At 30.8% G+C, this 14,721-nt stretch carries 19 protein-coding genes; 17 read left to right on the forward strand and 2 right to left on the reverse strand.

Annotation, left to right across the window (positions count from 1 at the left end; all coding sequences use genetic code 11):
• The first annotated feature begins 46 nt into the window (after nucleotides 1-46).
• Genes J2Z42_RS00145 through J2Z42_RS00155 form a run of 3 tightly spaced genes read left to right on the forward strand, consistent with a single transcriptional unit; the run spans nucleotide 47 to nucleotide 1,959 of the window.
• Complete coding sequence (locus J2Z42_RS00145) at nucleotides 47-424, forward strand: GntR family transcriptional regulator (protein WP_209700335.1); 378 nt, start codon at nucleotides 47-49, stop codon at nucleotides 422-424.
• Nucleotides 425-439: 15 nt separating this feature from the next.
• On the forward strand, nucleotides 440-1,300 hold the full coding sequence (locus J2Z42_RS00150) for an ABC transporter ATP-binding protein (RefSeq protein WP_209700336.1): 861 nt from the start codon (nucleotides 440-442) through the stop codon (nucleotides 1,298-1,300).
• Entirely contained in the window at nucleotides 1,300-1,959 is a 660-nt protein-coding gene (locus J2Z42_RS00155) for an ABC-2 transporter permease (protein ID WP_209700337.1), read from the forward strand. The genes J2Z42_RS00150 and J2Z42_RS00155 overlap by 1 nt, the downstream gene beginning before the upstream one ends.
• Here the strand turns inward: J2Z42_RS00155 and J2Z42_RS00160 are convergent.
• Nucleotides 1,956-2,561 (reverse strand): DedA family protein, encoded by a 606-nt coding sequence (locus J2Z42_RS00160; RefSeq protein ID WP_209700338.1) that lies wholly within the window; start codon nucleotides 2,559-2,561, stop codon nucleotides 1,956-1,958. The genes J2Z42_RS00155 and J2Z42_RS00160 overlap by 4 nt on opposite strands.
• A 162-nt stretch (nucleotides 2,562-2,723) precedes the next feature.
• Here J2Z42_RS00160 and dut point away from each other — a divergent pair, with 162 nt between their 5' ends.
• Nucleotides 2,724-3,152 carry a dUTP diphosphatase gene (gene dut / locus J2Z42_RS00165; protein ID WP_209700339.1) on the forward strand — a complete coding sequence of 143 codons (429 nt, stop codon included), beginning with the start codon at nucleotides 2,724-2,726 and terminating at the stop codon, nucleotides 3,150-3,152.
• Nucleotides 3,153-3,253: 101 nt separating this feature from the next.
• On the opposite strand, the gene J2Z42_RS00170 is transcribed toward dut, so the two are convergent.
• Nucleotides 3,254-4,033, reverse strand: coding sequence for an MBL fold metallo-hydrolase (locus tag J2Z42_RS00170; RefSeq protein WP_209700340.1), 780 nt, complete (start codon nucleotides 4,031-4,033; stop codon nucleotides 3,254-3,256).
• Nucleotides 4,034-4,196: 163 nt separating this feature from the next.
• On the opposite strand from J2Z42_RS00170, the gene J2Z42_RS00175 reads away from it, so the two are divergent.
• The 13 genes from J2Z42_RS00175 to J2Z42_RS00235 all read left to right on the forward strand — a co-directional run bounded on the left by J2Z42_RS00175 (nucleotide 4,197) and on the right by J2Z42_RS00235 (nucleotide 14,716).
• Complete coding sequence (locus tag J2Z42_RS00175; protein ID WP_209700341.1) at nucleotides 4,197-4,565, forward strand: VOC family protein; 369 nt, start codon at nucleotides 4,197-4,199, stop codon at nucleotides 4,563-4,565.
• A 67-nt stretch (nucleotides 4,566-4,632) separates the two neighbouring features.
• Nucleotides 4,633-4,965 (forward strand): single-stranded DNA-binding protein, encoded by a 333-nt coding sequence (locus tag J2Z42_RS00180; protein WP_209700342.1) that lies wholly within the window; start codon nucleotides 4,633-4,635, stop codon nucleotides 4,963-4,965.
• Nucleotides 4,966-5,211: 246 nt separating this feature from the next.
• Nucleotides 5,212-5,550 carry a hypothetical protein gene (locus tag J2Z42_RS00185; protein WP_209700343.1) on the forward strand — a complete coding sequence of 113 codons (339 nt, stop codon included), beginning with the start codon at nucleotides 5,212-5,214 and terminating at the stop codon, nucleotides 5,548-5,550.
• 88 nt (nucleotides 5,551-5,638) lie between these two features.
• Nucleotides 5,639-6,496 (forward strand): flagellin, encoded by an 858-nt coding sequence (locus J2Z42_RS00190; protein WP_209700344.1) that lies wholly within the window; start codon nucleotides 5,639-5,641, stop codon nucleotides 6,494-6,496.
• 291 nt (nucleotides 6,497-6,787) lie between these two features.
• Nucleotides 6,788-7,192, forward strand: coding sequence for a flagellar basal body rod protein FlgB (gene flgB / locus J2Z42_RS00195; RefSeq protein WP_209700345.1), 405 nt, complete (start codon nucleotides 6,788-6,790; stop codon nucleotides 7,190-7,192).
• 11 nt (nucleotides 7,193-7,203) lie between these two features.
• A complete protein-coding gene (flgC, locus tag J2Z42_RS00200) occupies nucleotides 7,204-7,635 on the forward strand; it encodes a flagellar basal body rod protein FlgC (protein ID WP_209700346.1) in 432 nt (143 codons plus the stop codon).
• Between the two features lie 11 nt (nucleotides 7,636-7,646).
• Complete coding sequence (fliE, locus tag J2Z42_RS00205; RefSeq protein ID WP_209700347.1) at nucleotides 7,647-7,982, forward strand: flagellar hook-basal body complex protein FliE; 336 nt, start codon at nucleotides 7,647-7,649, stop codon at nucleotides 7,980-7,982.
• Between the two features lie 15 nt (nucleotides 7,983-7,997).
• Nucleotides 7,998-9,605, forward strand: a complete 1,608-nt coding sequence (fliF, locus tag J2Z42_RS00210; protein WP_209700348.1) for a flagellar basal-body MS-ring/collar protein FliF — start codon at nucleotides 7,998-8,000, stop codon at nucleotides 9,603-9,605.
• A 5-nt stretch (nucleotides 9,606-9,610) separates the two neighbouring features.
• Nucleotides 9,611-10,627: a flagellar motor switch protein FliG gene (fliG, locus tag J2Z42_RS00215; protein WP_209700349.1), complete on the forward strand. Its 1,017-nt coding sequence runs from the start codon at nucleotides 9,611-9,613 to the stop codon at nucleotides 10,625-10,627.
• On the forward strand, nucleotides 10,611-11,375 hold the full coding sequence (locus J2Z42_RS00220) for a FliH/SctL family protein (protein WP_209700350.1): 765 nt from the start codon (nucleotides 10,611-10,613) through the stop codon (nucleotides 11,373-11,375). The genes fliG and J2Z42_RS00220 overlap by 17 nt, the downstream gene beginning before the upstream one ends.
• Nucleotides 11,376-11,402: 27 nt before the next feature.
• Entirely contained in the window at nucleotides 11,403-12,710 is a 1,308-nt protein-coding gene (gene fliI / locus J2Z42_RS00225; RefSeq protein WP_209700351.1) for a flagellar protein export ATPase FliI, read from the forward strand.
• A gap of 37 nt (nucleotides 12,711-12,747) precedes the next feature.
• On the forward strand, nucleotides 12,748-13,194 hold the full coding sequence (gene fliJ, locus J2Z42_RS00230; RefSeq protein ID WP_209700352.1) for a flagellar export protein FliJ: 447 nt from the start codon (nucleotides 12,748-12,750) through the stop codon (nucleotides 13,192-13,194).
• Between the two features lie 28 nt (nucleotides 13,195-13,222).
• Nucleotides 13,223-14,716, forward strand: a complete 1,494-nt coding sequence (locus J2Z42_RS00235; RefSeq protein ID WP_209700353.1) for a flagellar hook-length control protein FliK — start codon at nucleotides 13,223-13,225, stop codon at nucleotides 14,714-14,716.
• The last annotated feature ends 5 nt before the right edge of the window (nucleotides 14,717-14,721 follow it).

Here is a 14,721-nt window from a genome sequence, read left to right on the forward strand (position 1 = left end):
AGTATATATACAGATTTAACAGTCAGCTGACAAGGGAGTGGAAATAATGAACATAATTATTTCAAATGCATCAAAAGAACCTATATATGAACAGATTACCAAACAGATAAAAAATAATATTCTAAATGAAATATTAAAAGAAGGAGAGGCACTTCCTTCAATAAGAAATCTAGCAAGGGAATTGAAGATAAGCGTTATTACTACTAAAAGGGCTTATGAAGAGCTTGAAAGGCAGGAATTTATAGAGACAATACCTGGAAAAGGCTCTTATGTAGCACCTCAAAACAAGGAGATGTTAAGAGAGCAAAAGATTAAGATTGTGGAGGATAAATTGATTGATGCTATAAAAGAAGCTTCAATAGCAGGTATTGGTAAAGAAGAATTAAAGGAGATGCTGGATATATTATATGACAGTATATTATAAATTCGGAGGTGTATTATGGAGAACATTTTGGAGATAAAAGATTTAAGCAAGAGCTATAAAGGATTTAAACTTGATAATATAAGCTTCAATTTGAAAAAGGGATATATAATGGGGCTTATTGGACCAAATGGAGCGGGAAAGAGCACAACTATAAAATTAATAATGAATCTTATAAAAAAAGCTTCAGGAAGTATAAATGTATTTGGACTTGATAATATAAAGCATGAAAAGGAAATAAAACAGAGAATAGGGTTTGTATACGACGAAAGCTATTTTTATGAAGAGTTAAATTTAATTGAGATGAAAAATATAATAGCGTCTTTTTATAAAAGATGGGATAATGACATTTTTAATAAATACATGAAAGAGTTCAATCTTCCTGTGAAAAAAAAGATAAAACAGCTTTCAAAGGGAATGAAAATGAAGTATTCCCTTGCCATTGCACTTTCCCATAATGCAGAATTTATAATAATGGATGAGCCAACGTCAGGGCTTGATCCGGTTTTCAGGAGAGAGATGCTGGACATTCTATACTCTGTAATTCAGGATGAAAATAAAGCTATACTATTTTCAACTCATATTACTACAGATTTGGAGAAGATTGCAGATTATATTACTTTTTTAAATTTGGGCAATATAGTATTTTCGGATACTAAAGACAATATCCTTGAAAATTATAGTATTGTAAAAGGAGATAATTCTCTTTTAACAGAAGAAATAGAAAATAAGTTTATAGGTGTACAGAAAAATTCATTTGGATTTGAAGGATTAACTGATTGTACAGAAGATATTGAAAAGAAATTTGAAAATAAAGTTTTAATTGAAAAAGCGAGTTTAGAAGATATTATGGTATATACAGTGAGGGGGAACAGGTAATGTATAATTTGCTTTTAAAAGATGTACTTATACAAAAGAAAACTATTGCCATGTCAATTTTAATTTCAATAATATATAGTTTTATATTTAAAAATAATAATGACAAACTTTTTGTGAATATGTTTATTAGTATTATTGTCGTTATGTTTTCATACATTTTTATAAATACTGCCTGCAGTTATGATGACAAAGCAGAAAAGATGCTTAACAGTTTACCGGTAAAACGAATAGATATAGTTTTAACTAAATATATATCTATATTTTTATTTTTAATCATTTCATTTGTTATCTGTACTTTTGTTTTATTTATATTAAATTTTGAAGGATTAATTCATGCAAAAAATTTTATGACTTTTGAAAACATATTAGGACCTGGTATTGCTGTGATATTATTGAACTCAATATATTTTCCTATGTATTTTAGATTTGGATATAACAAAACTAGATATGTAAGTTTAGTTGTATTTTTTTCTATATTTTTTATTCCACAAGTATTATCTAAAAAAGTTACAATGAGTAAAATTAATGGATTTATACAATACTTTAATAGTAAGCCTGACTGGATAGTAGTAACGGGAATTATAGTAATAACTTTTATAATACTTCTAATTTCATTTGTGATATCATATTTTGGATATAAAAAAAGAGAGTTCAGTTAATTCTGGACTTTTTTTAACCTATATTTAAAGTAATAGATCATTGTTGAAATTAAAATAATTGCTAGTAAAATAAGCAATATAAAAATTAAATGTTTTGATATAAGTGAGTGATATAGACTCCAGTTCTTCCCTAAAAATTTTCCTAGTGATATAAAGGTTCCTGTCCATATGAATGCTCCAAGATAGGCACTTACCATAAATTTTTTAAAAGGAACTTTTACTATACCTGAAAAGTAACCCATAATATGTCTGACGCCGGGAATAAAATAGCATACAAATATCAGCCACAGGCCATATCTTTCAAACCATTTGGATATTTTATTTAATTTAGCAGTGTCCAGATGAATGTAATGACCATATTTTTCAAAAAAAGTTCTCCCGAGCATTTTACCTATAAAATGTGATATCGTAATTCCAATTATCCCGCCTAAAGATGCCATAATTATGCTTAAAATCCAGCTCATTTTTTGTTGGTGCACGATGTATCCACAATATGTCATAATGGTTTCACCGGGAAGTGGAAACGCTATGAGTTCCAATGTTAGTAGTATAGTTAATATAATATATCCATATTGATTGAATAGATTCATTATAGATTCCAAAAAACTCACCTCTATTTATCATAATTAGTTTAGCACATGATATTTTACTAGTAAATATAAATAAAGTTAAGTATTTGTGAATTGATACTTATGTAGTATAATATTTTGAGATATTTGCTATATGGATAAAAATATAAGAGTTGAAAGGATGAACCTTAAATTATGAAATTGTTGATTCAAAAAGTTAATGATAAAGCAAAAATACCTTTTTATGCACATAAAGGAGATGCAGGGCTTGATCTATTTTCTGTGGAGAAACTGATTATAAAACCTATGGAGAGAAAGCTTGTGCCAACTGGAATAAAAATTCAACTTCCTGAAAATACAGAAGCACAGGTTAGACCAAGAAGTGGACTTGCACTTAAATATGGTATGACACTTTTAAATACTCCAGGAACTATAGACGAAGGATACAGGGGCGAGATAAAAGTTCTCATGATAAATTTGGGACAGGAGCCATTTTTAGTTGAAGAAGGTATGAAAATTGCACAGATGGTTATAAAGCCTGTAGAGCAGGTTGTTGTAGAGGAAACGGATAAATTGAGCACTACAGAAAGAGGACAGGGGGGATTTGGGTCTACAGGAATTTAGTTAAGAATTAAGAGTTAATGAAATGGGGCTGTCGCACTAAAAATAAATTCTACAACTAAATTTCCTAATGCGACAGTTCCATTTTACATATGCCGGATAATTTAATTGTTATCTTTCTGCGGCAGCTGCAAGTGACCATCTTCATATGCTAATTGAAAATTCTGCCCGGGATTTTCAATGCACATTATTTTAGTTTTGCAGTTTCCCATATAATCTTTAAATTTGCCGCAAATTGACATTTTGTCCCAAAGATGCATAGGGAAGAATACAGATGGATTGATTTCCTTTATAAAATATTCTCCACCGAGAGAATAATATTCTTCAAGTCTAGGGTCTACAGGGAAAAACGCTATATCTATTTTTTCACCTTTTAATTGTTTTATTTCATGTTTGAAATTTCCGCCGGCCATTTTTCTTTCATTTTCAGAATCTTCTTTCCAGTACCACCAGTTCAAATCTCCTGCATGAAATAATGTTATGCCGTCCACCTTTACTAAATATGAAACACCTATATCTGTAGAACCATATGCTTTTATATAGATATCATCCAATTTTAAATCTTTATATTTTGAGAGTTTGTAGTAATTTTTTTTGTAGTTTGTAATTTTTATGTCGCTGCTCAGTATATATTTGATATTTTTATTTATCTTATCCCACTTTAGTATTACAGGATTAAAATGATCAGGATGACTGTGAGATGAAAAGACTATAACATTATTCTTGCTTTTTATAAAATCATTTGAGATAAGTCCATTATATATATTGTTTGTTTTACCTGTGAAACTATCTTTGTAATAATCAAATATTAAAAAGTAATTTTTAGTTTCTACTGAAAAACCACTGTGATATAGATAATGTATATTAATAGTATAATTATTCAATTTTTTTCACCCCTATGTTAAATGAGTTTTATCTCGGTAATATAGATACATGATATCACAAATATCAGACGAGTTCACAAAAAAATATATATAAGGTATAATGTAAATAATAAACAATTATAAAATAAGTGATGATATCAAGAGCTGAAAGGGAGGAATTATTTTGAAATTTAAGTTTGACCATAACAATATAAATGTACTTAATCTTGAAAAATCTATAGAATTTTATGAAAAAGCATTGGGGTTTAAGGAAATCGATAGAAAATATGCGGATGATAATAGCTTTATATTAGTTTATATGGGTGATGGACAGAGCAATTATAGTGTTGAATTGACATGGCTTAAGGATAGAAAGGAGCCATATAATTTAGGAGATAATGAGATACACATGGCAGTAAGAACTGATGATTATGATGCAGCACATAAGCTTCATAAGGATATGGGATGTATATGCTATGAAAATGAAAAGATGGGACTTTATTTTATAGCTGATCCGGATGGATATTGGACAGAGATTTTACCTAGAAAATAACTTTTAAAAATGTTTAAAACCTCTCAACCTGGATATAATTATTAAAAAATAGTTGGGAGGCATAAAAATGAATAATGTAACTCTTATAGGAAGATTAACTAAAGATGCAGAGCTGTTTAAAATAGAAAATAGCAAAAGAAGTGTTTTAAAATTTATACTTGCAGTAGACAAAAATTTTGTGAATAAAAATGGAGAAAAGAGAGCAGATTTTATTTCTGTATCATATTTTAGTGGCGGAGCAGAAAAACTTCAACAGTATTTGAAAAAGGGAAGACTTCTTGGAGTAAATGGCAAAATAACTACAAAGAGTTATACCAGAGATAATATAAAAAAGTATTATACTAATGTAGAAGCTGATACAATCCAATTTTTAGAATATAAAAAAGAAACACTTGCATAGCTTAAATTTTCATAATAATAAAAAAAGTATATTTTTCGATAATGGAGCTGAATTTTTATTTGGCTCCATTATTATTTGTCTAGAATATGGATATGCTTAAATTTAAAATATAAAATACATATAATATAGAGAGATTGAATAGTATTAATTGACATGAATATACAAGTCTTGTTAAAATTAATATAATGAAGTAAAATATAATTTTAAATGTAACCGATTGAATTTAATTAAAAGGATGGGATAGATTTGGAAGATGAGGAGAAAGTATTAATAAGTAAGGTTTGTATACAAAAAATAAAAATGGGCTTGAAGACTATAAGATTAAATGAAAAAAATAAGAATTTAAAGAAAGAAGCCTCAGAGATGCTGAATATGATTGATAAGGAATTGAGTGATGATAGTGAATCTCTGGAAGAAAAAATATTGGAAAAGATGAAAGAAACTAAAAAGTCAGATCCAGATATGAATGCAAATTTATATATATTGTATCGTAATTTAGTAGATAATAAAATAAGTGAGGAACAGGCACTTCAGCTTTACAGTATGTATGTTAAAATAGAGCCTTATAATAAAATTATAAAATAATGTTAAAATCAACTTATTATTCTAAAGTATCACTCTAATATTTTCGATAATAATAAAATCAGAGTAAATGAGAAGGAGTGGAATTTTCATGAGAATAAGCTATAATATGCCGGCTTTGACTATTAATTTACTTCAAAATCAGGCATTAAATAGACAAAGTGGAGCTTTATCTAGAATATCAAGTGGGATTAAAATAAATAGTGCTGCGGATGATCCTGGTGCATTTGTTCAAAGTGAAAATATAAGGCTGCAGGTAGGTGGACTTCAAACTGCAGCAAGCAATGTCCAGGATGGGATAAGTATGCTTCAGACTGCAGAGGGTGGACTTCAGGAAATTACAAGCATGGTTCAGAGAATAAAAACACTTACTATTCAGGCAGGTGATGGAGCAACTACTCAAGATGACAGAGAAAAAATCCAGGGTGAAATAGACCAGATGATAGACGGAGTAGATGCAATGGCAAAAGATTCTGATTTCAATGGATTGAAAATGCTTTCCGGAAATGGAAATCAATCATTGACTATGCAGGTAGGTGCCAATTATGGAGAAAGTGTTGAAATACCACAATATGAATTATCAAATACTTCGGATGGCACAAGTAAAATTTCAGAATTATATAAAATTAAAACAGGAGCAGGAAATGATATATTAAGTGGAAATATTGATAGTACGTTAAGCAGCATTGATAGTGTTTTAGATACAGTTGTTTCTGCAAGAAGTAAATATGGTGCCTTAGAAAATAAATTTCAGAGCAATTATGATAATATGCAGAGTTTAACTGATGAAATGACTGCCGCCGATAGCAGCATAAGAGATTCGGATATTTCTGAGGAGATAATGAATTATTCCAAAGAAGGTATAATTATACAGGCTTCAACTGCAATGATTGCACAGGCAAATAAATTGCCTCAAGATGTTTTAAGCATATTACAAAATGTAAAATAATATCAGCTTATACAACGAAAACAAGGTACTTATTACATGAAAATAAGTACTTTGTTTTTTTGCTTAAATAAAAAAAATATACAATCCTGTAAAAATTAAATTTTCATTAAATATCCAAATATTGTACATATATATGGAATATGGAGCAGAATTATGTTAAAATTAATTATATTAAAAAAAAATTTAATTTAAAATAAAATATAATTAAATTTTATGATATTTTGAGCAGAAATTTCATTAAAAATGTAAAATATATTATATATGTGTTTAATTTAAGATAAGGAGGAATATATGGATTATATATCAAATTTATCCAACGACCAGCTGGTAAATAATTTAATTGGAAGAGGATTAGATGCGTCAACAGAGCGCAGCAAGGCAATATCAAATAATATTGCAAATATAAATACCAAGGGATATAAAAGAAAATATGTTACATTTGAGGAAAATCTCAAGGATAGTATTGATAAACTTGAATTAAAAACAGATAATGACAAACAGATTAAATTAGACAATGGATACGGGCAAATAACTACCAATACTGATAATTCAACAAGTATGAGAAGCGATGGAAATAATGTTGATATTGAAGTGGAAACTGTTAATCAGGCAGCAAATGAACTTATGTATAATTCACTTGTAACGCTTGAAAATAATAGGCTGAGTATGGCTAAAAACGTTATAAATGGAAATTAGGAGTGATATTTATGATTCAGGCTTTTAATGATCTTAGAATAAGTGCAAGCGGTCTTTCAGCAGAAAGACTTAGGATGGATACTATAGCTTCAAATATGGCAAATGCAGAAACAACTCATGGTGCAAATGGACAACCTTATAGAAGAAAAGTAGCTGTATTTCAAGAAAATTTAAATGAGGCTTTAGACAGTAATGGCAATTATGAGGAGAATCTTATGGGAGTAAAGGCTGTAGGAATAAAGGATGATAATTCAGCTTTCAGGAGAGTTTATGATCCATCGAATCCAGATGCAGATGCTACAGGATATGTTTCTATGCCAAATGTAAATATATTAAATGAAATGGCTGATATGATGACAGCTACGAGATCTTATGAAGCAGATGTAAGTGCTATTAATTCTGAAAAAAGTATGTTTTCAAAGGCTTTGGAAATAGGAAAGTAGGGGACTAATATATGAAAATAAATAAATTTACGCCTGACAGCAGTATTTTTAATAAAGTAGTAAATGGAAATGACATTAAAGTAAATGATGGTAATGATGCAAGTAACAGTAATAATGGAGACAGCATTAATAGTTTTTCGAACATATTAAAGGATAAGTTAGATGATGTTAATAATTATCAAGTACAATCAGATAATAGTACTAAGGAATTCATAGATGGAGATAGAACTGATATACATAATGTTATGCTGGATGCAGAAAATGCAAAAATGTCGTTAAGCCTTGCAGTACAGATTAGAAATAAATTTGTTGAAGCATATCAGGAATTGAATAGAACACAGTTATAGAAGGAGCGCTAATTGATGGGTAAGCTATCACAATTGTTTAAAAATTTAGTAGGTAAATGGAAGGGTCTTAGTAGAAATAAAAAGATAGCTTTTGGTATCATAATCTCAGGAGTTATAGCTGCACTTATATTTACAGGAATATCTTTTGGAAAAACCAAATATGCAGTATTGTTTTCAAATTTGGATACTACGGATGCTGCAACAGTTTATAAACAACTTCAAAGTGATAAGGTAGATGCAAAGGTACAGGGAAATTCTATACTTGTTCCAAAGGATCAAGTTGACAAAATTAGAATGCAGACTCTTTCAGAGGTTCAACTTACTAATGGAAGTCAGGGGTTTGAACTTTTAGATAAGAGTAAATTTGGAGAAACGGACAGCCAGATGAAGATAGATTATCAGAGAGCACTTCAGGGTGAACTAGAAAGAACTATAAAATCTCTTCCTCAGGTTGAAAATGCAAGAGTGCATCTTGTACTGCCAGATGATACCGAATTTGTAAAAGATACTAATCCAGGGAGTGCATCTGTAACTTTAAAGTTGAAGACAGGTCAGCAACTTACTCAGGATCAGACAAAAGCTCTTGTGGCACTTGTATCTGGCAGTGTAAAAAATGTACCAAAACAAAATGTGGAAGTTATAGATGATAAGTTAAATCTTTTATCAAGGGATTTATATAGCAGTGATGGCACAGATACAGGGTCATCTTCGGATTCTACCATTCCTGCTGAAAAGCAGCAGGATTTACAGAAAAAATATGAAGATGATATGGAGAAAAGGCTTCTTGCAATGCTAGAACCTATATATGGTAAAGATAAGGTTAAGGTTCAGGTAAATGCAGATCTGGATTTTGATGCTGTACAGCAGGATTCTAAAACTTATGATTCCAAAAATGTAGTTGTTAGTGAGCATACTATAAATAGCACAAATACTGGCGGAACCAATAATTCTGGTACTAGTCCTGTAGATAATAATATGAGCAATACATCTGTAAGTAGTTCAAACAATGGCAATTCTACTAGCAATGAAGCTACAAGAAATTATGATGTACCTGAGGTTGAACAAAAAACTATAAAGGCACCAGGAAGTGTGAAAAGATTAACTACATCCGTGGCACTTGATGGAAATGTTGATAATGCTACAAAAACATCTATAAGAAATTTAGCAGTTTCTGCCATAGGATATGATGCAACTAGAGGCGATACCATAAGTGTGGAATCTATTCCTTTTGATACTACAGCTCAGGATAATGCGAAAAAAGATGTGGATGCTATGCAGAAAGCTTCACAACAGGCACAGCGTAACAAATATATTATAGCAGGTGCAATTTTAGCAGCAGTTATAATAGCTTCAGTAGTTGGTTTCTTGATTTGGAGAAGAAAGCATGCTGCAGATGAAGAAGATCTGTTTGATGATGACATAATTAATCCACCGGATATTGATGACATAGATGATAATGATGCAACTAAGGCACAGAATAAAATTAAGTTTAAGCCTGTAGAACTTGATCAGGAAGAAAATGAAGACACTCATGTTGAAAATGAAATAAAGAAATATGCTAAGGATAAACCAGATCAGGTTGCAGATGTAATCAAGGCATGGCTAGCAGAGGATGAGAGGTGATATAGATGGCTAGAGACAATAAAAAATTAACTGGCGTGCAGAAAGCTGCTATACTTTTTATAACTCTTGGACCTGAAGCCGCTGCAGGAATAATTAAAAAATTACCGGAAGCAGAGATACAAAAAATAACTTATGAAATAGCAAATATTAGTTCTGTCAAGTCAGAACAAAAAAAAGATATACTTAAAGAATTTGTAGAAATGAACAAAGCCAAGGATTATTTGGTAGAAGGTGGTATAGAATATGCAAAAAATCTTTTGTCAAAAGCACTTGGAAATCAAAGAGCTGTTGAAATATTAGATAAGGTAACTGAAGCAACACAACAGTTTAGGCCTTTTGCAATTGCAAGAAAGGCTGATGCCCATCAGTTATTGAACATAATAACTGATGAACAGCCACAGACAATAGCACTTATACTTTGCTATCTTCAGGCTGATAAAGCAGGACAGATACTCTCGGCACTTCCAGAAAATGTTCAGGCAGAAGTAGCTTATAGGGTTGCTACAATGAGGACTACATCACATGCAGTTATAAAAGAGATAGAAAAAGTTCTGGATGGCAAACTATCATCTGTAGTTAAATCAGATATGAAGGTAATAGGAGGAGTTCCAACTATTGTTGAAATATTAAACAGAGTTGATAGAACTACTGAGAAAAATATTACAGAGGGACTGGAGAAGGAAGATGCAGAACTTGCAGAAAAGATCAAGGAGTCTATGTTTGTATTTGAAGATATCATTACCCTTGATGATGTAGCTATACAGAGAGTTCTAAGGGAAGTTGATACAAAAGAACTTGCACTTGCACTTAAAGGATGTTCTGAAGAAGTTGGAGATGCTATATTTAGAAATCAATCTAAGAGAGCTTCGGCTGCATTAAAAGAAGATATAGAATTTTTGGGACCTGTCAGACTTATGGATGTTGAAAAAGCCCAGCAGAAGATTGTCAATATAATAAGAAGATTGGACGAAGCAGGAGAAATAGTTCTGTCAAGAGGAGGAGAAGATGCAATCATCGTATAAAGGTATAGTAAAGGGTGACAGCATAGACAATCAGGGACCAAAAAAAATTTTTACGGATATAGCAGAGAAAAAAAAGAAAATACATGCAAATGGAGAAGGTACTACAGAAAAAAATGATTCTATTTTAAAAAGCTATGAAAATTTGGGAGCTAGTATTTTGGAAGATGCCAATAAAAAAAAGGAAACTATAATTTCAGAAGCCTATGAAAAGGCAGCTGAGATTACAAAACAGGCATATGATGAAGGATATAAAAGTGGACAAGAAGAAGGATATAAAGCTGCTTATGATGATGGATATACGAAAAATATGGACAAAGCAAAAAAAGAAGCAGAGGTTATAAGGAAAAATGCAGATGATGTATTACATGGGGCATTTGATGAGAAAAATAAGTATCTCAAAGAAAAAGAAATAGAGATAAAAAATATGGTGCTTAATGCAATAGAGAGCATATTAAAACATGAAGTAAAAGATAAAGACAGCTTGAATGAAGTAGTATTTGAATCCTTAAAAGAAATGAGAAAAAGCAAAACTTTTATAATAAAGAGCAGGGAAAAATACTGCAGCGAGTTTAGAAAAAAAATAGACGTTTGGAAAGAACAACTTCCATTTAAAGGGGATATATTTATAATACCTGATGAATCCATTGAAGAAGGAAGCGTTATTATTGAAATGGATAATGGAAAGATGATTTTTGGAGTGGACACAGCCTATGAAAAGATAAAAAGTATTTTTAAGGATGGAGAATAAAGATAGCTTCAACCAGGGGTGAGATTTTTGATAAACATAAATTTTGACCGATTAAACAGGAAAATAGCAGAAGCCAGTTATAATTATCAAGAAGGAATAGTAAAAAAGGTCATCGGATTAACCATAGAAGTTGAGGGAGTAAAAGCTTTTGTAGGAGAGGTATGCAGTATTTATAATGAAGAGAACAATAGAATTGTATGTGAAGTTGTAGGATTTAATGAAAACAATGTTATTTTAATGCCTCTTGGAGAACTTAAGGGAATTTCACCTGGCTGCAGGGTTGTACCTGAAAGGAGACCTTTAAGTGCAAGATGCTCGGATGAGCTGTTCGGGAAAGTGCTAGATGGCCTTGGAAATCCACTTGATGGTAGCACTATATCCTATGGAGTTCCATATCCTCTGGATGCAGAACCACCAGATCCATTAAAAAGAGAGAGAATCAAAGACGTAATTTCTACAGGAATAAGAGCTATAGATGGCTTCTTAACCTGCGGCGAAGGACAGCGAATTGGAATATTTGCAGGAAGTGGTGTAGGAAAGAGTACAACTCTTGGAATGATTGCAAAATATGCTGAAGCTGACGTAAATGTAATAGCACTTATTGGCGAGAGGGGTAGAGAAGTTAAAGACTTTATAGAAAAAGATATTGGAGAAGATGGAATGAAAAAAACGATTATAGTATGTGCTACTTCTGACAAGCCTGCTTTAGTTAGATTAAAAGGTGCTTTTACAGCTACAGCCATAGCAGAATATTTTAGGGACAGGGGTAAAAAAGTAATTTTAATGATGGATTCTGTTACTAGATTTGCTATGGCACAGAGAGAAGTTGGTTTAGCTATTGGAGAACCACCAGCTACTAAAGGATATACTCCATCTGTATTTGCAAAACTTCCGAGACTTATGGAAAGAGCAGGAATGTCAGATATAGGCTCTATTACTGCTTTTTATACAGTACTTGTAGATGGTGATGATTTGAATGAGCCAATTGCAGATGCTGCCAGAAGTATATTGGATGGACATATAGTTCTAAGCCGTGCTCTTGCCAATAAAAATCACTATCCTGCCATAGATGTACTTGCAAGCATAAGCAGACTTATGTCTGAAATAACTACAGATGAGCATAAAAAGAAGGCTTCATTTGCAAGAGATTTGCTGTCAACTTATAAAAAATCTGAGGACTTGATAAATATAGGAGCTTATGTCAAGGGAAGCAATAAGAAGATAGATATGGCAATAAAATATTATGATCGTATAATTTCATATTTGAGACAAAATGTAGATGAAAGTTCGTCTTTTGCTGAAAGCGTGAATACATTAGAAAAAATGTTTGATTAATAAACATGAATTTTGAACCTTATAAAGGGGGAAACTTATGAAAAAGTATGAATTCAGGCTCCAGAAACTTTTAGATATAAGGATTGACAAAGAAGATGAAAGCAAAAGAGAGTTTCAAAGTGCAAGAAAAAAGAGTTTAAAGATAAAAGAAAAATTAGATTATCTAAAAGAAAGTTATGACAAGTACAAGGATATATCAAATGTAGATAGCATAGTACAGCAAAAAATAACGCATATGTATTTAAAATCGCTTAATTATAGTATAGAGGATACTTCGAGCGAACTTAAAGCTAGTGAAAAAATTGTGGATGAAAAAAGAAATGAATTGAAGAAAAGACAGATTGACAGGAAGACCGTAGACATTTTAAAGGATAAAGAAAAGGCAATTTTTATAAAGGAACAAAACAGAATAGAACAAAAACAGAATGATGAATTTGGCTTGTATGGATTTATTAGAAATATGAGAAATGGTGAATTTGATTAGGATTCTTTGAAAGGAGGTGAAATAATAAATGAATGTAACTTCGATAAATACAATGGCTTCAGTAAATGCAGCGACAGCATCAACATCAGGTGCTAAATCATATTCTTCAAATAGTGATAAAAGTTTTAAATCGCTTGTCCAAAATTCAACTGATAATAAAAGTAATATTCAGGATAATTCAACAACAGTCAATAAAAATGACTCACAGTGCAGTACATCTGTAAAAAGTGAAAATTCGTCTGAAGATGTTAATACTAAAGACGAGGATTCAAAAATTGAAAGCTATCTTAAGCAGGCAGGCTTTAGTGATGATGAAATAAAGAGTATTAAAGATGAAATAAAGAGTGGAAAGATAGATGAAAAGAATATACTTTCACTTTTAAGTTTACTATTTTCAAACAATCAGAATGTGCAAAAAAATCTTGATAATTCTTTGAACAAGCTAGCTGATGAAATAAGTGATAAAATTTCAAATAGTTTAACTAGTTCAAAGGATTCTCTGCAAAATTTACTGAATTTATTAAACAGTAGTACTGGTGATGGAAAAAATATTTCAGATGTTTTAAATAAAGCATGCGGGAATGATCTTAAACTTCTATCAAGTATTTTGAGCAAGTCAGATAAAGGTGCACAGCTTGCTGAAAAGCTTTCTGAAAAAATAGCTGATAGTATTACATCAAAGATTTCTAAATTTATATCAAGTACTGATATGAGCAAAAATAGTAATGCTGATTTAAAATCACAGATTTATACTGAATTGCTGTCAAAGCTTGATTCTAAATCAGAAAGTAATTTAAATACACAAGAAAATGCAGTAAATAATAAATTATTGCAAATGTCAAATAAAGATGGAAATATAATCAAGGGTTTTGAAACAGAAAATACTAATTTAGGCGATAAAACTTCAAATAATAAAAATGAAGGAAATAGTGGATTTACAGGCAGCAGTAATAATGATAAGAAAATATTGAGCAAAATACTAGATGGAGGAAAAACTGACAATAAAATATCAAGGGCAACTAATTTTATGTCACAGTTTAATACTGTTAAAGGAGACAATAATATTGCAGTTAAGAATGGTGCTCAGGAGATAACTTTAAATAAGACCACTTTTAATTCAGATATAATAAAAACTGTTAAATATATGGATCTTAATAATATTAAACAGCTAACTGTAAAGATTACGCCTAAGGAACTTGGAGAAATAACAATAAATCTAACTATGGAAGATGGAAAAATGAAGGCAGCTCTTACGGCTTCAAATAAAGATGCTTATAATATCCTAAATTCAAATCTTCAGGATTTATCTAATAGATTTGAAAATAATGATATAAAGGTTCAGGGCTTTTCACTAAATTTATATCATGAAGACACAACTTTTTTTAATGATGAAAGTAAAAAGTGGAGTCAAAGTGAAAGTGGAAAAAAGAATAAAAATTTATCTGTAAGTAGTTTGTCTGATGATGAAGAAATACCACAAGAAGATTATTATGGTGACAATAATGTAAATATATTGGCTTAGTCAAT

The organism is Clostridium algifaecis, assembly GCF_017874415.1.
GTDB lineage: Bacteria > Bacillota > Clostridia > Clostridiales > Clostridiaceae > Clostridium_B > Clostridium_B algifaecis.

Coding starts and splice junctions, on each gene's coding strand:
- J2Z42_RS00145 (WP_209700335.1), top strand. CDS start 47: ATGAACATAATTATTTCAAATGCATCAAAAGAACCTATATATGAACAG.
- J2Z42_RS00150 (WP_209700336.1), top strand. CDS start 440: ATGGAGAACATTTTGGAGATAAAAGATTTAAGCAAGAGCTATAAAGGA.
- J2Z42_RS00155 (WP_209700337.1), top strand. CDS start 1,300: ATGTATAATTTGCTTTTAAAAGATGTACTTATACAAAAGAAAACTATT.
- dut (WP_209700339.1), top strand. CDS start 2,724: ATGAAATTGTTGATTCAAAAAGTTAATGATAAAGCAAAAATACCTTTT.
- J2Z42_RS00180 (WP_209700342.1), top strand. CDS start 4,633: ATGAATAATGTAACTCTTATAGGAAGATTAACTAAAGATGCAGAGCTG.
- J2Z42_RS00190 (WP_209700344.1), top strand. CDS start 5,639: ATGAGAATAAGCTATAATATGCCGGCTTTGACTATTAATTTACTTCAA.
- flgB (WP_209700345.1), top strand. CDS start 6,788: ATGGATTATATATCAAATTTATCCAACGACCAGCTGGTAAATAATTTA.
- flgC (WP_209700346.1), top strand. CDS start 7,204: ATGATTCAGGCTTTTAATGATCTTAGAATAAGTGCAAGCGGTCTTTCA.
- fliE (WP_209700347.1), top strand. CDS start 7,647: ATGAAAATAAATAAATTTACGCCTGACAGCAGTATTTTTAATAAAGTA.
- fliF (WP_209700348.1), top strand. CDS start 7,998: ATGGGTAAGCTATCACAATTGTTTAAAAATTTAGTAGGTAAATGGAAG.
- fliG (WP_209700349.1), top strand. CDS start 9,611: ATGGCTAGAGACAATAAAAAATTAACTGGCGTGCAGAAAGCTGCTATA.
- J2Z42_RS00220 (WP_209700350.1), top strand. CDS start 10,611: ATGCAATCATCGTATAAAGGTATAGTAAAGGGTGACAGCATAGACAAT.
- fliJ (WP_209700352.1), top strand. CDS start 12,748: ATGAAAAAGTATGAATTCAGGCTCCAGAAACTTTTAGATATAAGGATT.
- J2Z42_RS00235 (WP_209700353.1), top strand. CDS start 13,223: ATGAATGTAACTTCGATAAATACAATGGCTTCAGTAAATGCAGCGACA.